Below are 25,313 nucleotides of genomic sequence, written 5' to 3'. Positions count from 1 at the left end.
CCGGGGGATCGGGCCGACAACCGCCCCTCCCGCCCTGTGCAGACGCGGCCACAATTCGAACCGGGGGTCGCGGCATGACTGACATCGATGGAGGCCGATGATGGCGCCGCGCGGACCCAGGACGAAACCCACGAAGCTGAAGGTGCTGGCTGGCACGGCGCGCAAGCATCGCCTGAACCCGAATGAGCCGCGCCCCGAGGTTGCACGCCCCGATGTGCCCGACCACCTGACCGATGCCGCCCGCCAGGAATGGGACCGGGTGGTCGTGAAGGTGGTCGATCTTGGCCTGATGAGCGACCTCGACCGGGCGGCGCTGGCCGCCTATTGCCAGGCCTATGGCCGCTGGGTCGCGGCAGAACGTGCGCTGGCCCGCGTGGCGGCCAAAGACGCGCTCACCGAGGGGCTGATGCTGCGCACCAAGACCGGCAACGCCATCCAGAACCCGCTGGTGGGGGCGGCGAACAAGGCCATGGCGGACATGGTGCGCTATGCCAGCGAGTTCGGGCTGACCCCCTCGGCGCGGACGCGCGTGAGCGCCGATGCCGTCGTGGATGACAATGATCCCTTCGCCATCTTCGACAGCCCCCGGGCATCCCGGTGAGAGGCCGCAAACCCATACCCCGGGCCGCGACCCTGGCCGCCACGCCCCTGGAGGCCCTGCCGCGCTGTCCGGCCCATCTGAGCGCTGCGGCACGCCGGGAATGGCGCCGTCTCGCCACGCCGCTGCATGCGGCCGGACTGCTGACCCTGGCGGACCGGGCGGCGCTGGCGGCCTACTGCCAGGCCTATGGACGCTGGGTGGAGGCCGAGCAGAAACTGGCCACGACCCCGATGCTGCTGAAAGCCCCGAGCGGCTACGTGCAGCAATCGCCCTGGCTGGCGGTGTCGAACAAGCAGATGGAACTGATGGGCCGCTACATGACCGAACTGGGCCTGACCCCGGCGGCGCGCAGCCGGGTGCCCCGGATGGAGCCGGGCACCGCGGCCGAAGCGGTGACGGATATCCGCCTGGTGGCGGTCTACCGGGACGCGGACGGCATCCTGCGCGAAGAGCCCATGTACGACGCTCGCACGCCCGAGGTCCCGAAGATGGGACAGACACTGACCTGCGACCTCGACGCAGATCTCTGAAATCCCTACGCATTCGGAGCGTTCCGAGCCATGACCAAAGCTGCGCAACGAAGGTCAGGCAGGTTTGTACATGCAACGCAGAGCCCGAACTCTCCGCTCGTCGTCCTCTACCAGGCTCCTTTCTTCCCATACGCCCGGTTCCCGGCCACCACGCTTGATCGCTTACGAGCGCGTCTCAACCGCGCGTTAAGGCCAGAGCGGCCTCGGGTTCGATGCACAGCGCAGGGCCATCGACATCTTCGTCGAAGAGCGCAGTGCCATCCTCATCGCCCGCTTCACCGAAGTGGAGAGCGGCACCCGCGGCGACCGGCCGGAGCTGACAGGAGCGCTTGATCTTGCACGACTCACTGGCGCGACGCTGATCATCGCCAAGCTCGACCGGCTGTCGCGCAACGCCGCCTTCCTGCTGACACTGCGCGATTCGGGTGTACATTTCCTTGCCGTGGACCTGCCCGAGGCCAACGACCTGACCGTCGGCATCATGGCGCTGGTGGCGCAAGCCGAACGCGAGGCGATCTCCCGCCGCACGAAAGAGGCGCTGGCCGCCGCCAAGGCCCGTGGCGTGAAACTGGGAAACCCCAATGGTGCCGCCGCGCTCCGGCGGGCCGGGCAGGGCGGCGCGCACTTGCGGGCCACGGTCAGGGCCAACGCGGACGCCTTCGCCGAAGGAATGGCCGAGGTGGTCACCGACGTCAGGGCGCAGGGCCACACCTCCCTGCGGGCCATGGCCAGGGAACTGAACCGACGCGGCATCCAGACCCGCCGGGGCGGGCATTGGCACGCCTCCAACGTCGCGAACTTGCTGGACAGGATCGAGCGGCTCCGAAAATGCAGGGCGACATGAACAGGTTGAGGCCAAAAGCCAAAAAATACTGCGCGATCGAAACGCAGGCCGCACTGGAAAAGCGCCAAACGCACGCTCGCCCATGACGGCCGCTCAATCCCGCTGCGGCTCATCTCGACTGCCGCCGCCGAAGCGCGCGGCATCGAGGCCGTGCGTCAGGATCGGGAGGCCTACGACCTGCCGCCCGGCGCGCCGCGACCCTCGGCGCTGTCACAAGCGGTCGGCTTCGGTGCGCCGGAAGCGGTCCTCACCGCGGGCGATACCGTCGAGCTGCAGGGGCATTTCCGGGTCGCGGACGGCTATTTCGCAGCCGATCACACGTCCTTCTGGGACGCGAAGATTGGCTGAAGTGGCCCAACCATCGCACGTCAGGGGCTATGCCTCTGCATTGCCGGACAACAGTCGCGCTAGGTCAAAGGAAGATGTTTCGTGTGCATATGTATCGCAGAACCGGTAACAGGATCAGCGCCGAACCAACTTGATGACGAGGAGCAAGATAATCGCCCCGAGAAGTGGAGAGAGGATCGCGGCAATGGGGCTCCCACCGAAGGTAAGACCGATCGCGGGGAATAGAAAGCTGGCCAGTATCGATCCACCGATGCCGATCAAGATATCCGTCAGCAGCCCCGAGCCAGAGCCTTTGACGATCAGGCTGGCCAGCCAGCCAACAATCGCGCCGACGACGATCGCAATGGTCAGCCCGATGACCATCCCCATTCCGGCGCCAATGGCTTCAGCGGCTTGCTCCTGAGCAAGTCCGGGCCTTGCCGCCATAGCCGCAACGGCGACAGAAAGGTATTTGAGTATTGGTCTCATAAAGCGCTCCAGTCCTTATTTTGTGTTTCTATTTCCGAGAAAGCGGCAGATCGACCAAAGCAGAAGCAGGTTGATCAGTGGTATAGCGGTGGCGAGCCAGGGCCATGAAGCTTCAGGTGCGATGTCGATGAAGCGATTCCACGGAAAACCAAGCGGTATCAGAAACACTCCGGCCAGCGGATCGCGCTCTTGTCCGAACAGGCCAAACTGTCCGATGAGAAGGATCGCAATGGCAAGGAGCCAAAGCAAACCGAACAGTCCGACAATAATCTTGCAAAGTCTCATCGGAATATCGCGGTCAACTCATGCACGAGCGGGCGCCTTCGCTGGTCAAGGAAGTGGCCAAATCCGATTTCTCCCTGGTGACAAACGGTTATTCGATGCCGATGATCAGGTTGTAGCTCTGCTCTGACCCGGTCCGATTGATAACTTCGATCACGTGATCGCCGGACTGCCAAAGCTCGCCCCGATATTCCAGATCGCCGCCGGTGCGCTCCAACAGGAACGAGCCGTCCGGGTTGAAGATCTGATAATCCAGCGTCGGCCCGTCTGCCGCGACGCGGGTGTACAGGTCCTGCTCGGCGGCAGCACCGATGACGTATTGGCGCGAAGCGCCTGGCGCCAGCGTGTCGCTTAGCTCGGTCCCGGTCGTACCTGCGTCGAAACTGACGCGCACTTGATCCGTTGCGCCTGCCATGGCTCCCCCGCCATCATCGGCAGCGTTCGCGACGCTCAGCTCCTCAACAGTTCCGTCGGAATAGGCAAGGCAGCGCCAAGTCGTGCCGCCGAGGTCACGCAGCATCACCAAGGTCGCTGCTTCTGAAAATTCCGAACTCAGCACTTCGCCAGACTGACCATCCGGCCCACCAACCACCCTCAGTTGGTCGATACATCCGTCGATGGCATCCTGCTCGGCAGCAAGGACGGGGCACGCGATGGACATTGCAGCGACTGCTGCAGCGGCGAGCTTCTTGAACGACATGTGCTACTCCCTGGGTGTTTTGCCTCTTAGCCTAGCGACCAGCTCTGCCTTGAACAAGCAGTGGGTGAAGGGTTGCGCAACCGGTCGTAATCGTTACGCTTTGCGAGGAAGACAAAGGACGACGCGATGATGCTTTCAACCAGGCTTACGGCTACTGCCGTTGTTTTGTTGCTCGCCGCTTGCGCGGAAGATGGACCGACGGTTGGTCAACCCTCCGTTGGTAGCAGCAGCGACCTGTCTGCATTTGAGGGCGCGCGCGCCGGTCAGGCAGAAATGGGAATTCAGAACCTTGGATACGAACTCATTCGTACGGAAGGCCTGACGGCGTTCTGGTTCAACCGAAGCACTGGCGCCTGTGCACGCATCACCACGTCCGATGGCCGCTATTCCGATGTAACCATGCTTCCGCCGGGCGACTGCTGAGTCACCCGGATGGAACGAAGACACTGACCAGAATCAAAGGAAAGACCATGAAGAATGCCCTTGCTGTTTCCGTCATCCTCGCTGCCCTGGCGGGATGCGTCGAAGAGCAATCCTTTACGACAGAGGCGGATATCTCGGAAGCAAATCGCGCGACCGAATGCCCTGTGGATGTGACGGAAGCAGATCGCGCCAACTACCCGGCGTGCAACTGACGCAACAGCGGCATCCAGCTTCCACGTTGACTTGGGTCGCCGAAGCCAAGTGTTGTCGAGGCCGGAAGGAACTTGGCCTTATGTCGTTCAGATCATCTGATGTTGCTCAACACATCGCTCTGATCGGTTCGTTTTTCTGGCCTCAATACATGCACGTGAAATGGAAGTAGGATGAACAATCTGACACACCCAATAGCTGCAGCGTGGCTTTTGGCAGCCTCATTTGTTCCTTCAATCGCAAGCGCGAGTGAGTCACTGGAGGCGCTGTTCGGTGGTTCCGTTGTTCAATGCACCGGTGCGATGGCTTGGAGTGAAACTGGAGCGGACGACGATCTGAATGTAGAACCCCTGCGAATTGCTGCGCGAGACGCTGCAGATGCTGATGGCCTCGCGATCTTTCTTGGTGAAGAAGACATCATCGAGGACAATGTCTGGTCATGCGTCGATGGGCTCTGCACAGCCAACGTAGCTGCTTCGGGCAACTCGATCACGACGAACTCGTTGCAGTTGCGGAAAGAGCTGGACCTACCAGGTGGGGAAGTCGTTTATGATGCGATTGCCCTCTTCATGATCTTTGTACCTGGCGAGGACGCTTTCGAGATCGAGGGAACTTCAGGAAAGGGCGCCTTCATCTGTGACGGCGAGTTGCCCGTGGGCGTTGTTGCATCGCCGTAGAGCGCTCAGCGATCAGGTGGCGATAAAATGGCAGTTCAATCGAGCGGGGTCGTCACTCGCTACGAAGGCGTTCGCCCCATGCCGAGCCTGATCTGACTGATCCGAGGTGAGAGCTGGCTCATGATGTCGAAGTGCCGATGCAATCACGATCAGTGTCTTTTCATCGCATCCTGACCGGCCAAATGTGAAGATCATGTTCGGCCCAAGGCCTGAACGGAACGAAGGTTGAGGAGGAATTGATGGGACGAAAGCAGGTTCTTTCATTCACAGCGCTTTTTTTCGTGAGCAGCGTTGTCGCCCACGGCGAGCCAGTCACTGTTGAAGGGTTCGTTTTGTCCGAGAGCTTCATCTTCCAGCCGCAGTACTGGCCAAATCCTTCGGTCGCTCTTCTGGATGCCACCGACATCGTTTCTGGGCGCTTCGACAGCTACGTAGTTGCCGACAACCAGGTTCTCGGGCGGTTTGTCGACCCGCTGTTCACGGGCGAGGGTCGATACCGGATCGACCTTCCCATCGTTCCTCCGGGCGGTCGTTTGGACTTGAACGGCGATGGCAGTGCGGGGCTGGGCATCTTCACGGTTGTGTCCGCACCGAACCTCTCCTCCGACAGCTATCTCGAGCAGCTCGAACAGTATGGCGGGCTGTTCTCGATCCTGCTCGACCAAAGGACCGGTGCCATAGAGACCGGGACGCTGCTGCTTTTCTCCGAAGATGGCGTGGAGGCCTTTTCGGCTGGGTGGGGCGAAGATGGAGCATGGTTCACCGAGGACGATCCGCAGCAGGTCGTGCCACAGGGCTGGTCGGTCGCCAGACTGGAAGCTGACGGAAGCGTTACCCTAGAGACCAATCCGCGCCCGGAAATCCATACGATCGAAGCTGAGGATGCGGCATCTCCCGACTTCTCGGACCTCGGCTATGTCGAAGCATTCGACGCGCTGATCGATCACCTGCGTACCCGGTACGCCTATTCCGAGTTTCGGGGCATCGATTGGGATGCTGTATCTTCGACCTATCGTCCAGTCATGGAGGCTGCGACGGCCGCCAATGGCGCCGGAGATTTCTATCTTGCTCTGAACGACATGGCACTGTCCTTCGAGGACACCCATACCGCTGTCAGTGCCGGTTTTCTGAACGAGGCGATCAATTCGGCGAAGCAGGACGCCGAACTGTCTCGGTTCGGCGCCGGGATCGGTGCGGAGGCCTTGGTCGTTTCCGACCGTGACGCGGGCATCCTGCCCGGCGACATGATCATTGTGAGCAGGGTCGCCGAAGGCTCTCCAGCCGCAGATGCAGGTTGGACTGAGGCCACCGAAATTCTCGAGGTCAACAGCACGCCCGTGGGCGAGTACCTCTCATCGCTGCCGTTGATCGAGGCGACGGGTGTCGCTGAATTGCAGCCCTACCTGCGGGCGCCACGCTTGTTCAGGTTTCCCGATGGAGCTGACGTAACGTTCACCTTCCGCACTCCGGACGATCAGGACACTCAAACCGTCCAACTGACGGCTGGTGACTACATGGTGCCTTTTGAACCGTCAGAACCGGAGAAGTCCTCGATGCCAATCGATTTCTCCTCCGTCGGTGGTGTGGCCATCGTCTCCTGGCGCAACTTCTCGGATCACATGCTGTCGAAGATCGCCGTGCTGGAGGAGGCGCTTCAGATCGAGGCCGAAACCGGTAGCACCGGCATGATCCTAGACCTCCGCGGAAACGGGGGCGGATTGGTCGAACTCTACCAAGTGATGGCGTCTTACTTCTTCACAGAAGATGACCCCATGCCCGAACAGCCCTTTGATACTTATGCGTACGATACGGATGTTGGCGGGTTTGTCAGGCAATTTGCGGCGGATCGAACGCTCTATGCCCCGCGTCCTGATTTGGCGTTCACCGGTCCGTTGGTCATTCTGATCGACCAGGGCTGTGCCAGTGCTTGCGAGTATTTCACGCAACATCTCCAGCGCCTCGATCGCGCGGTTGTTGTCGGCCAGCACGCCTCTCTCGGGGCTGGAGGGTTCATTGATCGGATCGCAATGCCAGAGGGGATCACGTTCCAGTATACTGCGGGGCGTACGACGTTCCGTGACTCGAACGAGCCAAATCTCGAAGCCGCAGGCGTCATTCCCGATGTTCGTGTTCCCGTGACGCTGGAAACCCTCGCTGCCGTCCGCAACGGTGAAGACCCGGTCATGGACGCCGCGTTCGACGTTATCGCCGAGTTGTCCAACCCGCGCCTGAAACTGACATCCACACCTTGGAGGTGGACAATGGCCGCTACGGCAGATCTCGAGGAAATCGAAATCGACGCTTCGGAAAACTATGAGGTTACCTTGTCCGAGGATGGCAGCTACACGATGCAGTCCGATTGTAACCGAATCACCGGGGACTGGACGCTGGAGGATTCGATGCTGACGATGACCCCGGGTCCCGCGACGCTGGCACTCTGTCCAGATCCATCGCGAGGCGAGGCGTTCGCGCGCCTGATGACGTCTTCGAACACCATCGATTTCAACGGAGACGATCTCTTCATAATCGTTGAGGGTGACGATTACCGTGTCTTGCAGTTGGAAGGTGCTGAGACCGTCCGCTAGGGGTCCCAATCCAGGGGGATCAGGGTGCCGCAGTGCATGTGTAGCGGGCCGGTGCTCGGTCCCCCTATGCTGCCACTTAACGTTCAAGTGGCGTCGGCGGATCGGAGGCCCGGTCACCCCCGGCGACTGGCTCCAAGCTGAATGAACCGCCCCGGGTTTACCGGAGAGTAAAACACTCAAAGGATGAGCCCTATGACGACAAGACGATTCACCCCCGCCTATCCGGCCGAGCTTCGCGAACGCGGTGTTCGGCTGGTTCGTGAGAACCGTGCCGATTACAGCAGCGACAGCGCTGCATATCGGGCAATTGCACCGAAGTTGGGATGTTCGCCGGACAGCCTGCGCGTCTGGTGCCAGCAGGCCGAGCGTGATGCCGGTCAGCGGGCGGGGCTGACGAGTGCGGAGAAGGACAGGATCAAAGATTTGGAGCGGGAGAACCGTGAGCTTCGAACCGCCAACGAGATCCTGAAGAAGGCCAGCGCATATTTCGCGGCGGCGGAGCTCGACCGCCCGTTCAAACGATGATCGCGTTCATCGATGATCACCGAGGGGCTTTTGGTGTCGGGCCGATCTGCCGGGTTCTGGGGATCGCACCATCCACGTTTTATGCGCACAAGGCCGTTGAGCGTGATCCCTTGTTGGCATCTGGTCGTGCAAAGCAGGATGCTGTTGATCGGGCCGCCATCCAGGATGCCTTCGACAACAGTCGCAAACGCTATGGCGCCCGCAAAGTCTGGCACCAGTTGCGCCGCGAAGGGCGGGACATCGCCCGCTGCACCGTGGAACGGCTGATGAAGGTTATGGGATTGCAAGGCGTTGTACGCGGCAAGAAGGTCATCACGACCAACCCCGATGCAGCGCAACCTTGCCCGGACGACAAGGTGAACCGAGCCTTCGTGGCAGCCATGCCGAACCAGCTCTGGGTTTCGGATTTCACCTACGTCTCAAGCTGGCAGGGCATGGTGTACGTCGCCTTCGTCATCGACGTCTTCGCCCAGAAGATCGTCGGCTGGCGCGTTTCGACCTCGATGACCACCGGCTTCGTCCTCGACGCACTGAACCAGGCGATCTGTCAGCGGGCGCCATCCGAAGCCGACAAGCTGATCCATCACAGCGATCGGGGCAGCCAATACCTGTCGATCCGTTACACCGAGCGTCTGGCCGAGGCCGGGATCGACACCTCGGTCGGCAGCGTCGGCGACAGCTACGACAACGCCTTGGCCGAAAGCATCATCGGTCTGTTCAAGACAGAGGTCATCAATTTCCTCGGCCCCTGGAAGTCTACCGGCCAAGTCGATTGGAAACCCTGAAATGGGTCGACTGGTACAACACCGGCCGACTGCACAGCGCCATCGGATATCTCACCCCGCAAGAAGCAGAGGAGGATTTCTACGCAAGCTTGAACGCTGCCGAAAAAGCAGCCTGATCATTGAACCAGAAACTCTCCGGTAAACCCGGGGCGGTTCAGAACTGCGACGGCACCAAGCATGACAGACGAGATTTGAGCCAGCAGCCGGAACGCCCCGACAGGACGGTGCGAGATGCCCAGTGCAGACTGATTGATCAGAGCGAAGGCAGGCTACGGAGCTCGCAAGGAGACCTCTCCCAGATGAGGGGGGCATCGCAGTCACCAAGGTTGCCAGCTCTTGGCGAGGCGACTACCGTCTAAAGACCCGGGTTCGTCCGTGGTACCGCGATCCAGGCACAAAAGGAGATTTTTGATAGATGAAGTTTGAGAAGAGATCGCGGATGAGCTGTCTGCTGGTGACATGTGCAGTCGTTTGTCTTGCGCATGCTGCGCAGGCTTTCGACGAAACCTTGCTGACCCCTGAGGTCGCCAGCCGCAATGTGCCGAAGGACGTCGAGCCATATGCCGACCCGGCGATCCTTCAGAATCTCGCGCCGGTCCGGGCGACTTTCGACAATCTCGCGATCACCGAACCCGCCGATACCATCAATCCGCGCATGACGAGCTTCGCGCAGCAGATGGCGAAGACGATCTATGAACCTGTCGAGGGCCGGGCCTTCCTGATGGCCGGATGGCAGCTCACGTCGACCCTGATCGTTGTCGGTGAAGACGGTCTCATCGTGGTCGATCCGGGAGAGAGCGACGCCGCGTCCCAGCGGATCATCGAGGACTTTCGCGAAACGACCGACATCGACCTGCCTGTCACCGCGATCATCTACTCCCATCGCCATCCGGATCATTCCTTCGGGTCGGCTGGCCTTGGGGTCACACAGGAAGACGTCGACAGCGGGCGTGTCCGCGTGTTCGCCCATCACCAGTTCATGGAGTATCTCGCCAATGATGCCAGTGTCGTAGGCGAAATCCTGACCGAGCGAACGGCCTATGGGGGCGCGACATACCTTGGACAGAACGCCGAGGGTCTGGTTCATGCAGGGCTGGGGCCGACATTCGCGGGTGGGGAGATTTCGTTTTATGCCCCGACCGACACTGTCGAGGACGAACTCGAAGTCGAGGTGTCGGGGGTCAGGATGGTTCTTTTTGAGGCCTACGGGGACGCTGAGGACGAAATCGACATCTACTTCCCTGACCTTCGACTGGTGCACGGATCGGAAACCATTCAGGGCGAGACATTTCCGAATCTCTATACCTTGCGCGGCACGAAATATCGCGACCTTGTCAAATGGTACAAGGGCGTGGACCGGCTGCTCTCCTATGCGGAGCAAAGCGACGCTTACACCCACTCGCACATGCGGTCCTGGGTCGGGAACGAGTTCATCACGGAGCGCATCCGGAACTATCGCGACGCGATCCAGTATGTTCATGACCAGTCGATCCGGCACATGAACAAGGGGGCGACGCGCGAAGAACTCGTCGACCTGATTCAGCTCCCTGAGAGTCTCGCGAACGACCCTTGGTTACAGGAGTTCTACGGCAGCGTCGCTCACGTGGTGCGTAACGTCTACAATGGGTATCTCGGCTGGTACTCCGGCGATGCCACGGAACTAGCCGTGCCCGCATTTGACCGGCGTGCGAAACTCTATGTCTCCGCAATGGGCGGGCGCGACGCGGTGCTGGATATTGCACGTCAGGCCATCGAGGCAGAAGACTATGGCTGGGCCATGGAGATTACGACACACTTGGTTCGCGCAGACCCGTCCGACGTCGAGGCGCGTCAGGTCAAGGCCGATGCCATGCGCGCCTGGGGTTACGATCAGTCGAACATCTACTACCGCAACTTCGCGCTGTCCGGTGCTGCTGAACTTGACGGCAGCCTCGATCGGTCCGGCGCGTTCAATTTCGCGAACCCGGTGATCATCCAGCAATTCAGCATAGGGACAATACTCGAAAACCTTCGCGTCAAGATTGACGGTGAAAAGGCGGCGGAGGGCGATGTTTCCATCGGCTTCATGATCAACGATCGAGATGAAGAACATGGGTTTACCATTCGCAACGGGGTCGCTGTGTTCGAAGATGAAGTGCCCGAAGATGCTGATGTGACTTTGACCCTACCAAGCTCGGTGATCTACGACTTTGTCCTTGGACGTGCTACGCTGCGCGACGCAATCGAAGATGGCACGGCGACGGTGGACGGCGATCCCGAGGCGATCTTTACCTTCGCATCCTATTTCGATTTCGCGCCAGTGACGATCAATCTTGCAGGGCGATGATCCGGACATGACTGGTTCCTGTCAATCATTGGTTCCCGTCCGAGCGGCCTTGGCTGTCATGGTTGCAGCCAGTCTCGTAGCTGCACCAGCCGCGTCCTGTTCCCTAGAAGCCCTAGATCTAAGTGGTTTCTCCGTTGATCACCGGGGGTCAATTCCAATTGCGCTTGCGACCAGAGCGGCAATAGATGCCGGACATATTGCAGAATTGCCGAAGGATAACTCAGCACGCTACGCGGCCCTCTACGTCATCCGTTTGCGGGCGGTTGCCCACATGCGGCGCCTTGCTGCGCGCGCACTTTCTGGTGGTCCGGAGCTTGCTGTCCTGCTGACCCAAAGCGGGGCATGGATGCGCATCAATGACCCACGAACCGGCGCTCGATACCATGCAAGTCCTGCGGCCGAGACGGAACTGACCGTTCTGGTGCCAGATACGGTGTATGCCGCTTTGCTTGACGGGGAACTGACGGTTCAACGCGCCACAGAGCTGGGTCTACTTCGCGTCTACGGTACTGAAAATCGGGACGCGGCAATCCATGCCTTTGCCGACGCCTTGAGTATCTCGGGATAGGAAAGGGAACGCTGACGGCAGAGGTGTCAATCACGATCGGGAATCCCGCCACAAAGGCGGCGCAATTTCCCTCCAGCCTTGTTTGCCACCAGCCTTGTTTGCCAGCGGACGTCTGCCAGTGGGGTGAGGAACGGCATGCAACGCCTTCCGGGCCGGCTTGCGACTGCGAGGATCAAATGGTGGATATTTCTCTTCGCCGCATTGCGGGTGTGTTATTCCCCGTTTCCTACGATTACAGTCTGCGGCACTTCGTAGGTCTGCTGACCCAATGTCACCACAAGCAAGTCCCCCGATAGTTCACTGTCCTGCGCATCGGAGGCGGTGCCTTCGGCGGTCTCGGCATAGGCCAGCTCACCTTCTGCAAAATGCACGACGCGCTCGCCGCCGTCCGGATCATAGATCACCAAAACCGCGGAGTGGTCGCCGTCTCGCGCAACGCCATAGTCGCAAAGCGCGACTTCCCCCTCGACCGAGCCGCGGCATTCGAGGGTGCCAATGTTGTCGAAAAGCCCCTGCTGCGCCCGAACCGCGGCAGGCGCGGGTCGCAGATACTCCGTAGCGGCCCAGCCCGTGGTTCCCGAAGCGTCCAGAAAGGTGATGTTGCACCAGTCATAGGTGTCACCGACCTCGCATCCCTGATTTCGCAGGAGCGTTCCGGGCAAGACACGCGTGACCAAGGGCGCATCCGTGCCGGGCGCCTGTCGAATATTGAGTGGGCCGCTGAGTCCGTCCACAGTGACGAAGTCGATATCGAAGACCGAAGCCGCCAATTCGGCCAGCGCCATCTGGTCTTCACTGCGGGAGAGAGTGGATGCGCCGGTGAAGGGGTCATGCGTGAACGCTGTTTCCCCCTCCAGCAGCTGCAGGATCGCTGCTTCCTGCCGTGCCAGGCCATCGCCGGAGCAGGCCATTCGCGTCACGGCCAGTGGAGCCTCCACCACTAGCATGGCGTTCTCGAAACGCGCCGACCCGGTGAAGCTGTTGCAGCCAGTATTTCCGGCAATAGTGCCATCCGCGCCAAGCGTGATCTGGGGCTGCCCGGTCGCGGCCGTCCCGTTCACCGAGACGATGGTCCAGTCACTTGTGCGGCCAGCGGTCGGCGACAAGCAGGCGGCGGCGGCAAGTCCGATCGCTCCGGCAATGCGGCATAGATCACTCATTGGCTTCCTGCTCTACAAAGTCGGATACAACGACGCTCTCGGAATCGCCCGACGACTTCGAACAGGCCGCAAGAGCGATGCTTGCGAGCAAAACAGCCGCGAAAGCATTGAAACGGTTCTGCATCTTTCCAGTCCGCCTCGCCATCACGACATGATCACGAAGTCGCGTTGCGAGCGGCTATTGGGATGCAGCGGCAGATCGGTCATGATGTAGATCATGCCCGGGTGAATATACTGACGGATCTGCTGAGCGAATGCTTTGTCCGTGCGCACCCGCTTGAGATCCTGCATCTCGGCACTCTGCGAAGTGCCATAGGTGAGCGCTTGCCAGTGCATGCCCTTGGCACCTTCATGGGCGTCCTCAAGGACGTAGACATGAGCGCCCAATGGGTCACCGTCCCATTCGAGCGCCCCGGAGGCGACTTCCACGTCGTTCTCGATGATCACGATTTTGCGGTCATGCGAGGACGCAAGCATCGTTGTGACCGGATAGGCATCGTCCAAGGCCCAGTCCGCCGGATGTTTGCGCCCTTCGAGGGTTGAGACGACATCCTCGAATTCGTGCTCGGCATAGCTCGCGAGGACCATTCCCGGATGCACTACGTCCACGGGAAAGTGATGCTCGTCGGCAATAATGACGGGCGTCCCGAGGTGCGTAACTTCGAACAGCAGGGCCGAGAACTTCAGCGGCAGACGCACGCACCCATGCGAGGCCGGATAGCCCGGAAGGTTCCCGGCGTGGAGAGCAATGCCATCCCACGTCAGCCGGTTCATGTTGGGCATGGGCGCGTTGTTGTAGGTCGACGAGCGGTGATTCCGGTCCTTCTGCAGGACCACGAACACTCCCGTCGGGGTTTCGTGCCCGGACTTGCCGGTGGAACAGGTCGAAACAGCAATCCGAACGCCGTTGCGATAGACATGGACCCGTTGATCCGTCAGCGACACGATGACTGCTACCGGCCCCGTTGGCTGACGCTCGGGATGCCAGGTGAACTCGTTGGGTTTGAGCTCGTGGACCTCTTTATACACATGTTGTCCGGCAAGCGGGCCGGCCAGTAGCGCCAGCGCGGCTCCACCGGAAGCGGCAAGAAGCGTTCGCCGGGTCAGGGCGGTCGGGTTGGACATGATTGGAGATCTCGTGTTCTGCCAGATCGTATTAAGGCCAACGATGCCCACAAGATGTAGCCAAGTAAACCCTATTTCGGGCTAGGTCTAGGTTTCCGCCATCTGGAACCTTGTTGACAACAGGAGGTTAGGGGGCACGCCGCTATCCCATGACCACATCGCAGTTGACCGAGTTTGCGCTGTCAACGTGCGAACTGGAAGGAAAGGCATCTATGGTAATGACTACCAACATCGGTTTTGACCTCGCAAAGATCGTCATTGGGGGGCATCGGGCTACTGTGGAAGATCTGGCCATGTGATGCAGGATCCTGTACCCGCCGACGTTCGAGCGCTTGACCCTTGGTTGGCTGCCAGTCGCGATTGAGGCGGACGACGGTCCACACCACGCTGTAACTTAATTGTATCAATGGCTTGGGCTGTAGAGAATGTTCGACCCCAGTCCCATCCCCTCCGCCACTCGCCCTTGCGAAACGTTTCTCCGGACCCCGCTGCGGTCGGATTTTCTCGTTATTTTCGAGGGTTATGTTGGCGGGGCTAAGCACCGGTGCTGCCGATGGGAAGGCTAAAAGCGTTCTCTGTAGCCGAATTTCTCTGAACCTGATGACTGCGGGAATTTGGTGAATTCTTTGCAAGCCACTGTAATAAAGGAACTTTCCGCCGGGGCTGCCTGAGCACTTCGACCGGAGTCACGTTCGGTAAGATGGAACAGAAATCGAACTTTCGCTGGTTCCCCTAGGTCGCTCACCATCAGGGCTTCCGAAGCGCAGCATTTTTCGATGTGCTAAACGAAGGGCGGAGAACTGTCGTTCGCCGTGGCGACCATGAGCGCCCGGAATGCGCTGCCTGTGGACCTTAGCCGCAGGTCGTACCCATGGCGGCTGGGTCGCGCTCTTTCAGCATGTCATGCGTTTTTCTGCAGCTTGGCTTTGCCATCACAATCTGGGAAGCGGACACAGCCGAGAAATGCTCCATAGCGACCGCGCCGTTTGACAAGCCACCCTGCTTCGCAACTGGGGCAAGCTTGCTGGCTCTCACCGCAATCGCTACAAATCAGTTCTCCTCTGGTCTTGGAACGAACCGGGAGGCCGACACCGCAGGCCGGACAAGCCGGCATGCGACTGCCGCACAGCTTCACATGCTCGCAGCGATACCAGTCGCGACCGTCCTTGCCAGCCATATGGAGCAGACGCCCGCCGCAACCCGGGCAGGTGTGGGTGTGCTTCTGAGCCTCCAAAGGCACAGCCACGCCGAACTCGGGCTCTTTCATCAGCTCTTCGACGAAGATGGAGGGGCGCGCCTCGGATGCAAGGATGGTGACGGAACGCCGCGCCCGGGTCACGGCGACGTACATAACGCGTCGTTCTTCGGCATTCGGATATGGCTCGGCCTCGGGCGATACCAGGCTGAGCAGAGGGTCATCGACGATCTTCGACGGGAAGCCCATCTTGGCGTTGTCGGCGCCAAGGATGATCACGTGATCGGCCTCTAGGCCTTTCGATGCATGGATGGTCTTGAAGGAAATCGTCGCTCCGGGGTTTTGGCGCTGAAGCCGCCCGACATCGGGCCTCAGGAACCGATATCGCCCGAGGATAAGGATCGACGGCTTACCGCCTCCCTTTCCTTCAGTAGCGGCAAGAGAAGCCACGGCTTCGTTCAAGGTCTTCTCCCCGGTGTCGCGCCGCGTCCAGGCGATCCTGATCGAAGGTTCGTCCGTTTCGCCAGCTGGTATCACCGTCTTGGTGATCTGTGCCGAGTTGCGGAGAACGAAGCGACGGGCCGCCAATGCGATCTTGTCGACAGATCGGAAGGTCCGACCAAGATCGACGGTCCGATGGACGCCGATGGCCCCTGCATATGTGCCGCCGAACTCCGTGCCGAAGTTGCGCATGATATGGATGTCCGACCCGGCAAAGCGGTAGATCGACTGCCAGTCATCGCCAACGGCAAACACCTTAGCATCGGAATGCTGGCGCTTGAGAGCCTGGATCAGCTTCGCCCGCCCGGTCGAGATGTCCTGGAACTCGTCGACGAGGATATGCCGGAACTGGCTCTGGTAGCGCCCGCTTTCGACAAGGGCCGTGGCGCGGTTCACCATGTCTTCGAAGTCGATCCGATCGCCCAGGCGGGACTGATATTCTCGGAACACGGCCGCGAAGATCGTGAGGAAGGCCTCGGCCCGCTCGCCCATCTTGAGTGACTGTGCTTTGTCGGAGCAGTCCTCGACCCTGTAGCCGCCGTTCTTGAAGTGACGCAGGAAGGTGCCCATCATTGAAGTGAAGCTGTCCACCACCCCGACCTCGGCCACACGGTCGTAGATCGCAATGTCCGGAACCGGCCGCAGCGTGACGTGGGGCGCAAGCTTTTCCGCAAGCGCGTCGAGCAGCCGGCCTTCTTCACGCTCCGAGCTGTAGGTTTCGACCAGAACCGTCTCGTGCTCGGCATGGACCTGCCGTTTCCAGGCCATGCTTGCGAGGTATTCCTCGCGATTGACGTAAGGCGCCGTGGTCAGTTCCTCCACGCCATCCCTTCCGCGCTTCTTGCGCACGCCGAAATGCTCGATGTAGACGCCGCTCTCTGTCAGCCGGAAATCGGGCGTATAGACGCGGCGACCGGTCTTTTGAAGCTTGTGCTCGTAGCTCGGCTCGTACTCGTAGGCGATGCCGTTCCGGAACAACCAGTTGGCGATCAGCAGCTCTTCAAAACTGTTCACCGTCTCGCCTTGCAGTGTCCGCAAGTTGCGGCTTTCGATCTGCGCATACCAATCGTGCTTCGTCTTGAAGTCCCACTCTGTCGGGAAGTCGTCGAAGAAACCGGCGAACCAGCCAATCACGGTCTGCGCGATCTCACTGGCGGTCGCCACGACGTGCCGCAGGATCTCCTTCATCAGGGACAAGAACGCCTTGTCGTCTGTCGCGGTCGGCGCCAAAGGCGGCTTCTCGCCTTCCACCTCGCCGATGATCTCATAGGCCAACGCGTGGAATGTGCGAGCTGCCACGGGAACTCCGCACCTGGCCTCGATCCGCTCCGACATCTCGGTCGCTGCGTCTTTCGCGAAGGCAAGCAGCAGGAGCTCACTTGGCTTCCGTATCTCCGCCTTCACGAGGTACGCTGCCTTCGCAGTGATCACACTGGTCTTGCCTGATCCTGCGCCAGCCAGAACGAGAGTCGCGTCTTCGTCGACGACGACGGACAGCCGCTGTTCCGGCGTCAGCGGCATGGACTCGACCGTGTCGAAGAAATCCTTCCAACGAAGCAGTTGAGCTTCCACGAACGCCTCGATTGACGCGTCCCGGACGGCATTCGGATCGGATGCGAACGCCGTGATCGGGGCAACTCGGGACATCACCTTGTTGCCAACGGCCTCTGCATTCAGCTTGGACAGCACTCGGCTGTTCAGGTCGGCAGCATCGCGCGCCAACGGCGCTACATGGCATGCCGCTTGGTAAACATCCGGCACCTTTAGCGCATCGAGCGCTTGCAGGATGCGCCGGACTGCGGCGTCCTCTTTTTCCAGTTCCTCCCGATTGAATTCATTCCAGGCGGTGGCAGTCGCATGCGTGAATTTCCTGGCCGCAGACGAATCCACAGCTGGCAAGGTCAGGTTTCGACCACCCCCGAGATCGAGCGATAGAGACGACGAGAGAAGGCCTTTCCTCACCGATGGCCGCGTCGATATATCTCCAAGCCCTATCCAGGGCGAACCCGCCCCGCGTGTCGCAATACCCTTGTCTTGCAGGGTCAGGGACCTTGGATGTCGGCCGAATGGGTCAACGAGGAACCCCAGAAAGGTTTTTGAGGTGAGGTTCATGGGCACCAATTTGCCAGTCTTTCCTTATGTGTAGCAGATATCAGACAACGCGGAACCCTGCCGGGCGCATTTCAGGCGCGACTGGGCGCCTATTGTGTAAAGCTGTTCCCGACAATGCTCTCGAAGGGCGGGAAGCGGACGTTCGGCGCAGGTCGCTCGAATGACCGCCTTCAAGAGAACAACTCCCCCAACGGGCAAGTCGAAGGTCGTTCAGCAACCTGTCATTTTGGTGAGAGGTAGGGGAATGTTCGCAAGATTTCGAGATCGGCCGCAATCAGGTGGGTCTTCATCGTGTCTGCGAAGGCGCGAACCAGCGGGTCGGACATGGCGGTGACGTCGTGGATCAGGCCCAAGGGCGTTCTCGGTGCGAACCCCGTCACGGGCAGCGCGCTTATGCGGCCTGAGCGTACTGCATCGCGCATCATGAACAACGGCAAGTAAGACAGATAGTCGGTTGTTTCGAGCAGCGACAACAAGAGGCTGACAGACGCCGAGGCCACCACCAGTTCGATCCCTTCGACACCGAAATCGAAGAGATCAGCCTTCATTTCGGAGGTGATGACGCTGCCGGGCGAATGGCCGATCCAACCGACGGACGCCAGGTCTTCTGCAGTGACAGATGGCTGGCTCAACAACGGGTGGTCCGAACGGCAAAACAGGGCCTTCTGGGCCAAAATCAGTCGCTCTGTTCGAAGCAATGGGGCGTTCAGTGTCGCGTTCACGGGGCCAAGCGCCAGATCGAGGCGGCGTTGCAGGACAAGGTCTCGCACCTCGTCAAGAAACCCCGCGACGAATTCGAAAGCCACATCGGGATGCTGGTGTGAAAAATCTCGCACCACATCGCTGGCGAGCGTTTCAAGGAAGAACGGCGGCGCTCCAAGCCTGATCCGCCCGCGCAGCCCACGTTGGCGGTCAGAGATGGCTTGTCCCGCTTCGTTAAGCGACGTCTGGATCAGTCGCCCCTGTTGCGCCAGCTTTTCCCCAAGGGGTGTAGGCAGAACCGGTCTGCGCTGACTTAGAAGTGGCGCGTCGAGCCGTTTTTCCAACTGGCTGATCATCTTGCTAAGCGCAGGCTGGGTGACATTCAGAGACCGCGCGGCCTCGGTAAAGCTTGCCTTCTCGACGATCACCGCAAGCTGGACGAGATGGCGAGGTTCAATCATCATGTCACCAGGTTATGATAAGGTGCAAAAGGATCATTTGCAGAAATAGTAATGGCGGTTTCATACTGGGATCAACCAGAAAGGAAACCGTGATGCCAACTCTCAATGACCTGCGGTCCTGCACCATCGCCGCTCTCGAATGGCTGGCGCTTGGTCTTGGGGCGGTCCTTCTTGGCCTGACAGTCTGCGATGTGGTCGGGCGCTACGGGTTCAACAGGCCGCTCTTCGGGGCCACCGAAGTCATCCAGTGGATCATGGGGGCTTTCGTCTTCTGCGGTCTGGGCCTTGTGAGCGCACGGAATACCCATGTGGCCATTGACTTGATCTCGCCCCGGCTGGCGCAGCTGTACCCAAGGCTGATGTCCGGGGTGATCGGGATATTTACCGCAGTCGGGCTCGCGGCGATCGCCTGGCAACTGGCACACATGGGGTTTGATGCTGCGCTGCGCGGCAAGCAATCGCTGGTACTGGAGGTCGCAGTGGCCGTGCCGCTGCTTGCTTATTCACTGCTGTGCGGGCTTGCGACCGCCCTGCACCTGACGGGCCGGGGGCGATGATCGGTCCGATGATCGTTCTGCTGGTCATCCTCGGGCTGTGCCTGATCGGTGTGCGGATCGGGTTTGCCACTCTGGTGGTGGCGGGTTGTGCGGTGGCACTGATCCGAGGTCCAGGCGCGGCGCTGACGTTGGTCGGTCAGCAGGTCGAGAGCATTGCCACCTCTTATCCGCTGTCCGTCGTGCCGCTGTTCTTGTTGATGGGGGTCTTTGTCCACCGGGCGAACCTGTCGCAGGATCTCTACGATGCAGCCCAACTGGCTTTCTCCCGCCTGCGCGGGGTTCTGGCATATGCGACGATCCTGTCATCAGCGGGGTTTTCTGCGGCTTGCGGTTCATCCATTGCGACAGCCGCAACCATGGTCCGCGTGGCGCTGCCCGCCATGCGCCGCCACGGCTATGGCGACCGGCTCTCGACGGGCACCATTGCGGCCGGGGGCACATTGGGCATCATGATCCCGCCCTCGGTTCCCTTGATCCTTTATGGCAGCATCGCCGAGCAGGATATCGGCCTGCTCTTTCTGGCGGGACTGTTGCCGGGGCTGGTGCTGGTTGCGGCCTTCCTTCTGACCGTCCTGGCCTGCTTGGTTCGCACGCCGCAATCAGACTCACCGCAAATGGCATTGCCGCCGGAAAACGCTCGGCGTGCCGCGCGTGCCGCGCTGCCGGTTCTGGCCTTGTTCGCGCTGGTGCTGGGCGGCATCTACGGTCGCATCTTTACGCCCACAGAGGCCGCCGGGATCGGTGCCTTCGGGGCGGGCATCATCGCCGTTGCGCGCGGCCGCCTGACGAGATTGCGCGACTGGCGCGACTGTTTCGCAGAAACAGCCTCCGTCACCGCGTCGCTGTTCATGATCATCTTCGGCGCCAGCGTCTTTGCCCAGTATCTCAACCTTTCCGGCGTTCCCGTTGCCGTGGTCGACCTTGTCATGCGGATGGAACTCGGTCCAACGGCGTTGGTCTGTGCTGTCGCCGCCATTGCCATTGCCATGGGCATGGTCTTCGAGGCGGTGGGCATTCTATTGCTGTTGGTCCCGGTCTTCTTGCCGGCATTGATTGCGGCCGAGGTCGACCTGATCTGGTTTGGCATCGTCGTGGTTCTTGTCGTCGAACTTGGCCTGATCACGCCACCAGTCGGCATGAATGTCTTTGTGGTGAAGGCGAACGCGCCAAACACTGCGCTTTCAACGATCTTCCTGGGCGTCCTGCCGTTTGCGGCAGCCCTTCTGGGTGTGCTGGCAATCGTCATCGCCATCCCGTCGATCGCTACTTTCCTCCCCGGCCTGATGGGTCGCAACTGAACTCTCGAAAGGAGTTGTCATGAACAAGTTCCTATATTCGACGCTGACCGCGTCCACCCTTCTGGCTGGCCCGGCAAGCGCGAAAGAGCTTCTGGTCAATTGCCTGTGGCCTGCGCAGCACTTCTTTTGTGCCGATGTCCTTGCGCCCTGGGCCGTGGATGTGGCCGCGGCGACAGAGGGCCGCGTTACCGTAACCGTGCCGTCGCGCAGCCTCGCCCCGCCTCCGAAACAGATCGAATCGATCCGGGGCGGGCTGTTCGACGCAGGCTTCACCTTCAACGGCTTCCTCGCGGACGAAATCACCGGCCCTCTCGTGGCGATGATGCCCTTCACCGGCACTGGTGACGGGCGCGCTTCGTCGATCGCGCTCTGGCGCACCTACGAGACGCATTTGTCCGGCATCGACGAATATGACGGGCTGCACCTGCTGTCGGCCTTCGTGGCGCCTGGCGGGGATTTCTATTCGCTGAATGAAACGCCCATCGAAACGCTCGCTGACGCGACCAACCGCAAGATGTGGGCCCTGCCCGGTGTGACTTCAGCGATCCTGAGCGCGGGCGGCGGCAGCGTTGTCTCGGGTCCCGCCATCCAGATGGCGGAAGTGATACAAAGCGGTGTTGTCGACGGGTTTGTCGGCATCCCGCCGTGGGACGCAGACAAGTTCAATGCATTGCAACACGCGAAATCGATCACGGTCACCAAACGCAAGATCTTTACGCCCGCCTTCAGTTTCGTCATTTCCGATGCGGCATGGGATGAAATCTCGCAAGCGGATCAGACCGCGATCATGGCGCTGTCCGGTGCAGCCTTCGCAGAGACCGTCGGTACGATCTGGACGGGTCTCAACGACAAGAAAATGCAGAGCCTGGACGCGCAGATGCAGGTTATTCCGGCAAGCGATGCCCTTGAAGCGGAACTGCTGGCGGCATCGAACGGACCGCTTCAAGGTTGGTTGAAGCGCATGCAGGCGATTGGCCTCGACGGGCAGGAGATCCTTGACTTCTACACGGCACAAATCGCGGCCGAAACGCCGACGAACTGATAGACTTGTCCTGCCGCATGGCCGATCCACGGGCTGTTTTATTGGGAGACACCCGATGACGCCCCCCAGTTTGCCGCGATATCAGGGCAGCCTGTTTGACAGCGCTCGCTGGGCCGAAGTCGAACTTCGGCCTGGTGATGTCGTCTTGTCCACGCCTCCCAAATGCGGCACGACCTGGACGTTGGCCATGATCTATCTCGCCCTGCACGGGCCGGAAGTGCGGTTCAACAGGCTGTCCTCGGTCGCGCCCTGGGTGGATTTTCATGGGGGCGATCCCGATGCACCGACGCGCAATGCACAACCTGCAAATGGCCGCCGCCTGTTCAAGACCCACACGCCGCTGGACGGGTTGCCGCTGGCCGAAGGCGTCGCGTTCGTCACGGTTTATCGGGATCCGGGAGAAAGTTTCCTGTCCATGCGACGTCACCTTGCCAACATGACGGTTCCGCCCCCGGGTCACCCCAACCGCGGAGCGCTGAAAAGCGCCTTTGACGCATTCGTGTCGCTTCCATCGAACCGAGTACGGTTCGACGGTGTTACGCTTTCATCGGTCATACACCACCTACGGTGTTCCGAGGCGCGCGCAGCATTGCGGCTCCACTACGCCGCGATGTCGCATGATCCGCTTGCCGCACTGCGGGCTATTGCCGAGTTCATTGGCATCACCCTGGCGCCGGACAGCCAGCAATCCATAGTCGAAACAACCAGGAAAGACGTCATGCGCAGGCGGGCGGAACACTTTGCACCAGAGGCGAATACCGGCCTGTTCAAGGACGATGCACGGTTTTTCTCGAGCCGAGAGCAGTTTTCTGAACACCTTGTCGATACGCAAAGGGAAATGCTATTACAGCGCGCGCGGATCGAGCTTGGCGCAAAGCCAGCCGCATGGCTTTGCCAAACCGAACAGGCGTTGTGAATTGCGTCAGCAGAAGCAGACATTCACGGCGCTCCCACTCAATGACCGGAATGGGCCGGTTACGTCGTTCGAGAGAGCTGAACGCACTGCTCCACCCACTCGGTTGGAAACGGCTCGAGCAGCCGCGCCAGCGTCACGTCCGATCCCTGCGCCCTGTCGAAAATTGCCTCGACGATATCGGGCGCGAGCAGCGTGAGGCGCAAGACGCGGGTCATGTAGGACGGTGCGATCCCCTCTCGTTCGGCCAGTTCGGCGATGGTCGTGAACTCGCCCGACTCAAGCATCCTCTTCCATCGGAACGCACGGGCCAGCGCCTTGACCAGCGTGTTGTCGGCCCGCCGTGGCTGCACGGCTCCCTCCGGCAACTGCATCTCCTTCCGACCGCCGCGCTTCACGATGCGGAATGGCACGTGGATTGTGACGGTGTCGGGGATCGGCGTGCTTCGGGTCATGTGGCGGCCCCCGTGTTTTCTGCCAGCATTTCGGTTGAGAGGCTAAGGAGGCCATCTACGCGGAGCCTGACATTCAGGCCGTCCGTGCCGATGTCGACGCGCTCGACCAGCAGTGTCGCGATGCGTGCCTGCTCGGCGGGGAAGAATTCGTCCCAGAGCGGGGCCAACTGCTGCAGAGCCGTCAGGGCGTCGGCCTCTGTGATCTCAACATCCTGTGCGCGTGCCGCTTTCCATGTGCCCGCCACGATCTCCGGCTGGCGGAACACGGCGCGGAGTTGGTCGATGACCGCGGCCTCGATCTCCCCTGCTGGCACGCGACCCACGCAACAGGAGCCAGCCCCGTGCTTCAACACTGTCTGGCTGACATAGTAGCGGTAGAGCTTGCCGCCCTTGCGCGTGTGGGTCGGCGAGAACACCGCCCCGTCGGGGCCATACAGAAGACCTTTCAGCAGCGCAGGCGTGTCGGCGCGGGTGCGGGCGGCACGTTTTCGGGGGCTCTCCTGGAGGATTGTATGGACCCTGTCCCATGTCTCGCGGTCGATGATCGCCGCGTGCTCGCCGGGATAGCTTTCGCCCTTGTGGACCGCTTCGCCGATGTAGGCGCGGTTGTTCAGCATCCGGTAGAGGAACTTCCTGTCGATCCGGTTTCCTTTCGGGGTGCGGATGTCGCGCCCCGCCAGGTCCCGCGCCAGTTCCGTTGCCGAGCCGATCTCGAGGAACCGGTCGAAGATCCAGCGGACATTCGCGGCGTCGGCCTCCTTGATGATCAGCTTGCGGTCATTCACCTCGTAGCCCAGCGGCGGCACGCCGCCCATCCACATGCCCTTCATCCGGCTGGCGCGGACCTTGTCGCGGATGCGTTCGGCGGTCACTTCACGCTCGAACTGGGCGAAGGACAGCAGGATGTTCAATGTCAGGCGGCCCATGGAGGTGGTGGTGTTGAACGATTGGGTGACGGACACGAAGGTGACGCCGTTGCGGTCGAACACCTCGACCAACCTGGAAAAATCCATCAGCGCGCGCGACAGGCGGTCGATCTTGTAGACGACGACCACGTCGACCAACCCGTCCTCGACATCCGCGAGCAGGCGGTGCAGGGCAGGGCGTTCCAGCGTGCCGCCCGAGATGCCGCCGTCATCGTAGGAATCACGGACCAGCACCCAGCCCTCGGAGCGCTGGCTGGCAACATAGGCTTCGCAGGCTTCCCTCTGGGCATGAAGGCTGTTGAACTCCTGCTCCAGCCCTTCCTCGGAGGATTTCCGGGTGTAGACGGCGCACCGGAGTTTCCGGACGATGGGTTTGGTCATGCGCCCCTCCGGTGATTTTTCTGCCGGCCCGATACTTGCGCATCGTGCGTACGGCTCTGCGAAGGCGCCACTGGAGCCTCCGCTGGCCTGCGGCCACCGCGCCTTAACCCAAAGAACACCCAGCCGTTCCAGCGCGTACCGGTGATGGCGCGGGCGATGGCGGACAGCGACTTGTAGGGCCGCCCCTGCCAGTCGAACCCGTCGGCGGTGACGGTGACGAGATGCTCGACGCCCTGGTACTCGCGAATGAGCCGCGTGCCCGCGATCGGGCGATCCCTGTCGGCGCGCAGACCGCTTTTCTTGCGGTCGCCACCGTCGAGCTGTTCACCGAGGGCTTCCAGCTGCTTCACCATCGCCGGTTTCAACCCGCCATAGGCCAACTCCTGGATGCGATAGGCCAGGCGGCTCTCGAGGTAGCGGCGATTGAACGGCGGTGGTTCGCTGTCGAACAACTCGCGCCATTGCTGCTTCAGGTCCGGCGTCGCGGTGGTCTTCAGCGCGGCCAGGCGGGCGGGAATGGGGTCTTGTCTGGTCATGGGGTTCTCCGGTGCGTTGGAGGTGCATGACGCCATGGGTCGGGCGGAGAGTGTAGGGACCTTTCTCCGTGCGCGTC

The 25,313-nt window shown here is 60.9% G+C and carries 22 protein-coding genes, 3 pseudogenes and 1 other annotated feature; of the genes and pseudogenes, 15 read left to right on the top strand and 10 right to left on the bottom strand.

Features of this window, described 5'->3' with window-relative positions; translation table 11 throughout:
• Positions 1 to 100: 100 nt before the first annotated feature.
• The 4 genes and pseudogenes from AB0T83_RS07650 (at position 101) to AB0T83_RS07635 (ending at position 2,323) form a co-directional block, all read left to right on the top strand.
• Positions 101 to 601, top strand: a complete 501-nt coding sequence (locus AB0T83_RS07650; RefSeq protein ID WP_366192417.1) for a phage terminase small subunit P27 family — start codon at positions 101 to 103, stop codon at positions 599 to 601.
• The gene (locus AB0T83_RS07645) at positions 598 to 1,131 is read left to right on the top strand and encodes a phage terminase small subunit P27 family (protein ID WP_366192416.1); all 534 of its coding nucleotides are present in this window, start codon (positions 598 to 600) and stop codon (positions 1,129 to 1,131) included. Before AB0T83_RS07650 ends, AB0T83_RS07645 begins: the two co-directional genes overlap by 4 nt.
• Positions 1,132 to 1,351: 220 nt before the next feature.
• A pseudogene (locus tag AB0T83_RS07640) lies at positions 1,352 to 1,975 on the top strand (recombinase family protein); the annotation flags it as partial.
• 150 nt (positions 1,976 to 2,125) lie between these two features.
• Positions 2,126 to 2,323 (top strand): hypothetical protein, encoded by a 198-nt coding sequence (locus AB0T83_RS07635; protein WP_366192441.1) that lies wholly within the window; start codon positions 2,126 to 2,128, stop codon positions 2,321 to 2,323.
• Between the two features lie 114 nt (positions 2,324 to 2,437).
• Here AB0T83_RS07635 and AB0T83_RS07630 read toward each other — a convergent pair whose 3' ends face one another.
• The 3 genes from AB0T83_RS07630 to AB0T83_RS07620 form a co-directional block, all read right to left on the bottom strand.
• Positions 2,438 to 2,791 carry a GlsB/YeaQ/YmgE family stress response membrane protein gene (locus tag AB0T83_RS07630; protein WP_366192440.1) on the bottom strand — a complete coding sequence of 118 codons (354 nt, stop codon included), beginning with the start codon at positions 2,789 to 2,791 and terminating at the stop codon, positions 2,438 to 2,440.
• A 15-nt stretch (positions 2,792 to 2,806) separates the two neighbouring features.
• Positions 2,807 to 3,076, bottom strand: a complete 270-nt coding sequence (locus AB0T83_RS07625; RefSeq protein ID WP_366192439.1) for a hypothetical protein — start codon at positions 3,074 to 3,076, stop codon at positions 2,807 to 2,809.
• 88 nt (positions 3,077 to 3,164) lie between these two features.
• Positions 3,165 to 3,773, bottom strand: a complete 609-nt coding sequence (locus AB0T83_RS07620) for a hypothetical protein (protein ID WP_366192438.1) — start codon at positions 3,771 to 3,773, stop codon at positions 3,165 to 3,167.
• Between the two features lie 126 nt (positions 3,774 to 3,899).
• On the opposite strand from AB0T83_RS07620, the gene AB0T83_RS07615 reads away from it, so the two are divergent.
• The 7 genes and pseudogenes from AB0T83_RS07615 to AB0T83_RS07585 all read left to right on the top strand — a co-directional run bounded on the left by AB0T83_RS07615 (position 3,900) and on the right by AB0T83_RS07585 (position 11,872).
• Positions 3,900 to 4,196 (top strand): hypothetical protein, encoded by a 297-nt coding sequence (locus AB0T83_RS07615; RefSeq protein ID WP_366192437.1) that lies wholly within the window; start codon positions 3,900 to 3,902, stop codon positions 4,194 to 4,196.
• A gap of 47 nt (positions 4,197 to 4,243) precedes the next feature.
• Positions 4,244 to 4,408 (top strand): hypothetical protein, encoded by a 165-nt coding sequence (locus AB0T83_RS07610; protein WP_156461686.1) that lies wholly within the window; start codon positions 4,244 to 4,246, stop codon positions 4,406 to 4,408.
• 171 nt (positions 4,409 to 4,579) lie between these two features.
• Positions 4,580 to 5,083: a hypothetical protein gene (locus AB0T83_RS07605; protein WP_366192436.1), complete on the top strand. Its 504-nt coding sequence runs from the start codon at positions 4,580 to 4,582 to the stop codon at positions 5,081 to 5,083.
• A gap of 239 nt (positions 5,084 to 5,322) precedes the next feature.
• A complete protein-coding gene (locus AB0T83_RS07600) occupies positions 5,323 to 7,668 on the top strand; it encodes a S41 family peptidase (protein ID WP_366192435.1) in 2,346 nt (781 codons plus the stop codon).
• A gap of 192 nt (positions 7,669 to 7,860) precedes the next feature.
• Positions 7,861 to 9,094: pseudogene (locus tag AB0T83_RS07595) on the top strand (IS3 family transposase).
• Positions 8,148 to 8,264: a sequence feature (AL1L pseudoknot), on the top strand. It overlaps the preceding pseudogene by 117 nt.
• 299 nt (positions 9,095 to 9,393) lie before the next feature.
• Positions 9,394 to 11,304 carry an alkyl sulfatase dimerization domain-containing protein gene (locus AB0T83_RS07590; protein WP_366192434.1) on the top strand — a complete coding sequence of 637 codons (1,911 nt, stop codon included), beginning with the start codon at positions 9,394 to 9,396 and terminating at the stop codon, positions 11,302 to 11,304.
• Positions 11,305 to 11,509: 205 nt separating this feature from the next.
• Positions 11,510 to 11,872 (top strand): hypothetical protein, encoded by a 363-nt coding sequence (locus AB0T83_RS07585; protein WP_366192433.1) that lies wholly within the window; start codon positions 11,510 to 11,512, stop codon positions 11,870 to 11,872.
• Between the two features lie 212 nt (positions 11,873 to 12,084).
• Here the strand turns inward: AB0T83_RS07585 and AB0T83_RS07580 are convergent, their stop codons facing one another.
• From AB0T83_RS07580 to AB0T83_RS07565, 4 genes are all read right to left on the bottom strand, one after another.
• Positions 12,085 to 13,032: an META domain-containing protein gene (locus AB0T83_RS07580; protein WP_366192432.1), complete on the bottom strand. Its 948-nt coding sequence runs from the start codon at positions 13,030 to 13,032 to the stop codon at positions 12,085 to 12,087.
• 144 nt (positions 13,033 to 13,176) lie between these two features.
• The gene (locus AB0T83_RS07575) at positions 13,177 to 14,157 is read right to left on the bottom strand and encodes a L,D-transpeptidase (protein ID WP_366192431.1); all 981 of its coding nucleotides are present in this window, start codon (positions 14,155 to 14,157) and stop codon (positions 13,177 to 13,179) included.
• A 901-nt stretch (positions 14,158 to 15,058) separates the two neighbouring features.
• A complete protein-coding gene (locus AB0T83_RS07570; protein WP_366192430.1) occupies positions 15,059 to 17,965 on the bottom strand; it encodes a UvrD-helicase domain-containing protein in 2,907 nt (968 codons plus the stop codon).
• A gap of 221 nt (positions 17,966 to 18,186) precedes the next feature.
• Positions 18,187 to 19,131: a LysR family transcriptional regulator gene (locus tag AB0T83_RS07565; RefSeq protein WP_366192429.1), complete on the bottom strand. Its 945-nt coding sequence runs from the start codon at positions 19,129 to 19,131 to the stop codon at positions 18,187 to 18,189.
• 89 nt (positions 19,132 to 19,220) lie between these two features.
• On the opposite strand from AB0T83_RS07565, the gene AB0T83_RS07560 reads away from it, so the two are divergent.
• The 4 genes from AB0T83_RS07560 to AB0T83_RS07545 are packed head-to-tail and all read left to right on the top strand — an operon-like array spanning position 19,221 to position 22,941.
• Positions 19,221 to 19,685: a TRAP transporter small permease gene (locus tag AB0T83_RS07560; RefSeq protein WP_366192428.1), complete on the top strand. Its 465-nt coding sequence runs from the start codon at positions 19,221 to 19,223 to the stop codon at positions 19,683 to 19,685.
• An 8-nt stretch (positions 19,686 to 19,693) separates the two neighbouring features.
• Positions 19,694 to 20,983, top strand: a complete 1,290-nt coding sequence (locus AB0T83_RS07555; RefSeq protein WP_366192427.1) for a TRAP transporter large permease — start codon at positions 19,694 to 19,696, stop codon at positions 20,981 to 20,983.
• Positions 20,984 to 21,002: 19 nt separating this feature from the next.
• Positions 21,003 to 22,025 (top strand): type 2 periplasmic-binding domain-containing protein, encoded by a 1,023-nt coding sequence (locus AB0T83_RS07550; protein ID WP_366192426.1) that lies wholly within the window; start codon positions 21,003 to 21,005, stop codon positions 22,023 to 22,025.
• Between the two features lie 55 nt (positions 22,026 to 22,080).
• The gene (locus AB0T83_RS07545; RefSeq protein ID WP_366192425.1) at positions 22,081 to 22,941 is read left to right on the top strand and encodes a sulfotransferase domain-containing protein; all 861 of its coding nucleotides are present in this window, start codon (positions 22,081 to 22,083) and stop codon (positions 22,939 to 22,941) included.
• 59 nt (positions 22,942 to 23,000) lie between these two features.
• On the opposite strand, the gene AB0T83_RS07540 is transcribed toward AB0T83_RS07545, so the two are convergent.
• The 3 genes and pseudogenes from AB0T83_RS07540 to AB0T83_RS07530 form a co-directional block, all read right to left on the bottom strand.
• A complete protein-coding gene (locus tag AB0T83_RS07540; RefSeq protein ID WP_366192424.1) occupies positions 23,001 to 23,393 on the bottom strand; it encodes a hypothetical protein in 393 nt (130 codons plus the stop codon).
• Positions 23,390 to 24,700, bottom strand: a complete 1,311-nt coding sequence (locus AB0T83_RS07535; RefSeq protein ID WP_366192423.1) for a recombinase family protein — start codon at positions 24,698 to 24,700, stop codon at positions 23,390 to 23,392. The genes AB0T83_RS07540 and AB0T83_RS07535 overlap by 4 nt, the downstream gene beginning before the upstream one ends.
• A 101-nt stretch (positions 24,701 to 24,801) precedes the next feature.
• Positions 24,802 to 25,236 (bottom strand): annotated as a pseudogene (locus tag AB0T83_RS07530) (DUF2924 domain-containing protein); the annotation flags it as partial.
• Positions 25,237 to 25,313 lie beyond the last annotated feature (77 nt).

It is taken from the genome of Meridianimarinicoccus marinus, assembly GCF_040689105.1.
GTDB classification, from domain to species: Bacteria; Pseudomonadota; Alphaproteobacteria; order Rhodobacterales; family Rhodobacteraceae; genus Meridianimarinicoccus; species Meridianimarinicoccus marinus.
The sequence above is the reverse complement of the archived record's forward strand: the minus strand, read 5'-3'. Positions and strand labels throughout refer to the sequence as shown.

Bases quoted from the DNA above. Each gene is read 5' to 3' on its own strand.
- AB0T83_RS07545 (WP_366192425.1), top strand. From the start codon at position 22,081: ATGACGCCCCCCAGTTTGCCGCGATATCAGGGCAGCCTGTTTGACAGC.
- AB0T83_RS07550 (WP_366192426.1), top strand. From the start codon at position 21,003: ATGAACAAGTTCCTATATTCGACGCTGACCGCGTCCACCCTTCTGGCT.
- AB0T83_RS07575 (WP_366192431.1), bottom strand. From the start codon at position 14,157: ATGTCCAACCCGACCGCCCTGACCCGGCGAACGCTTCTTGCCGCTTCC.
- AB0T83_RS07615 (WP_366192437.1), top strand. From the start codon at position 3,900: ATGATGCTTTCAACCAGGCTTACGGCTACTGCCGTTGTTTTGTTGCTC.
- AB0T83_RS07620 (WP_366192438.1), bottom strand. From the start codon at position 3,773: ATGTCGTTCAAGAAGCTCGCCGCTGCAGCAGTCGCTGCAATGTCCATC.
- AB0T83_RS07555 (WP_366192427.1), top strand. From the start codon at position 19,694: ATGATCGTTCTGCTGGTCATCCTCGGGCTGTGCCTGATCGGTGTGCGG.
- AB0T83_RS07625 (WP_366192439.1), bottom strand. From the start codon at position 3,076: ATGAGACTTTGCAAGATTATTGTCGGACTGTTCGGTTTGCTTTGGCTC.
- AB0T83_RS07590 (WP_366192434.1), top strand. From the start codon at position 9,394: ATGAAGTTTGAGAAGAGATCGCGGATGAGCTGTCTGCTGGTGACATGT.
- AB0T83_RS07535 (WP_366192423.1), bottom strand. From the start codon at position 24,700: ATGACCAAACCCATCGTCCGGAAACTCCGGTGCGCCGTCTACACCCGG.
- AB0T83_RS07570 (WP_366192430.1), bottom strand. From the start codon at position 17,965: ATGAACCTCACCTCAAAAACCTTTCTGGGGTTCCTCGTTGACCCATTC.
- AB0T83_RS07650 (WP_366192417.1), top strand. From the start codon at position 101: ATGGCGCCGCGCGGACCCAGGACGAAACCCACGAAGCTGAAGGTGCTG.
- AB0T83_RS07610 (WP_156461686.1), top strand. From the start codon at position 4,244: ATGAAGAATGCCCTTGCTGTTTCCGTCATCCTCGCTGCCCTGGCGGGA.
- AB0T83_RS07580 (WP_366192432.1), bottom strand. From the start codon at position 13,032: ATGAGTGATCTATGCCGCATTGCCGGAGCGATCGGACTTGCCGCCGCC.
- AB0T83_RS07605 (WP_366192436.1), top strand. From the start codon at position 4,580: ATGAACAATCTGACACACCCAATAGCTGCAGCGTGGCTTTTGGCAGCC.
- AB0T83_RS07565 (WP_366192429.1), bottom strand. From the start codon at position 19,131: ATGATGATTGAACCTCGCCATCTCGTCCAGCTTGCGGTGATCGTCGAG.
- AB0T83_RS07600 (WP_366192435.1), top strand. From the start codon at position 5,323: ATGGGACGAAAGCAGGTTCTTTCATTCACAGCGCTTTTTTTCGTGAGC.
- AB0T83_RS07560 (WP_366192428.1), top strand. From the start codon at position 19,221: ATGCCAACTCTCAATGACCTGCGGTCCTGCACCATCGCCGCTCTCGAA.
- AB0T83_RS07540 (WP_366192424.1), bottom strand. From the start codon at position 23,393: ATGACCCGAAGCACGCCGATCCCCGACACCGTCACAATCCACGTGCCA.
- AB0T83_RS07630 (WP_366192440.1), bottom strand. From the start codon at position 2,791: ATGAGACCAATACTCAAATACCTTTCTGTCGCCGTTGCGGCTATGGCG.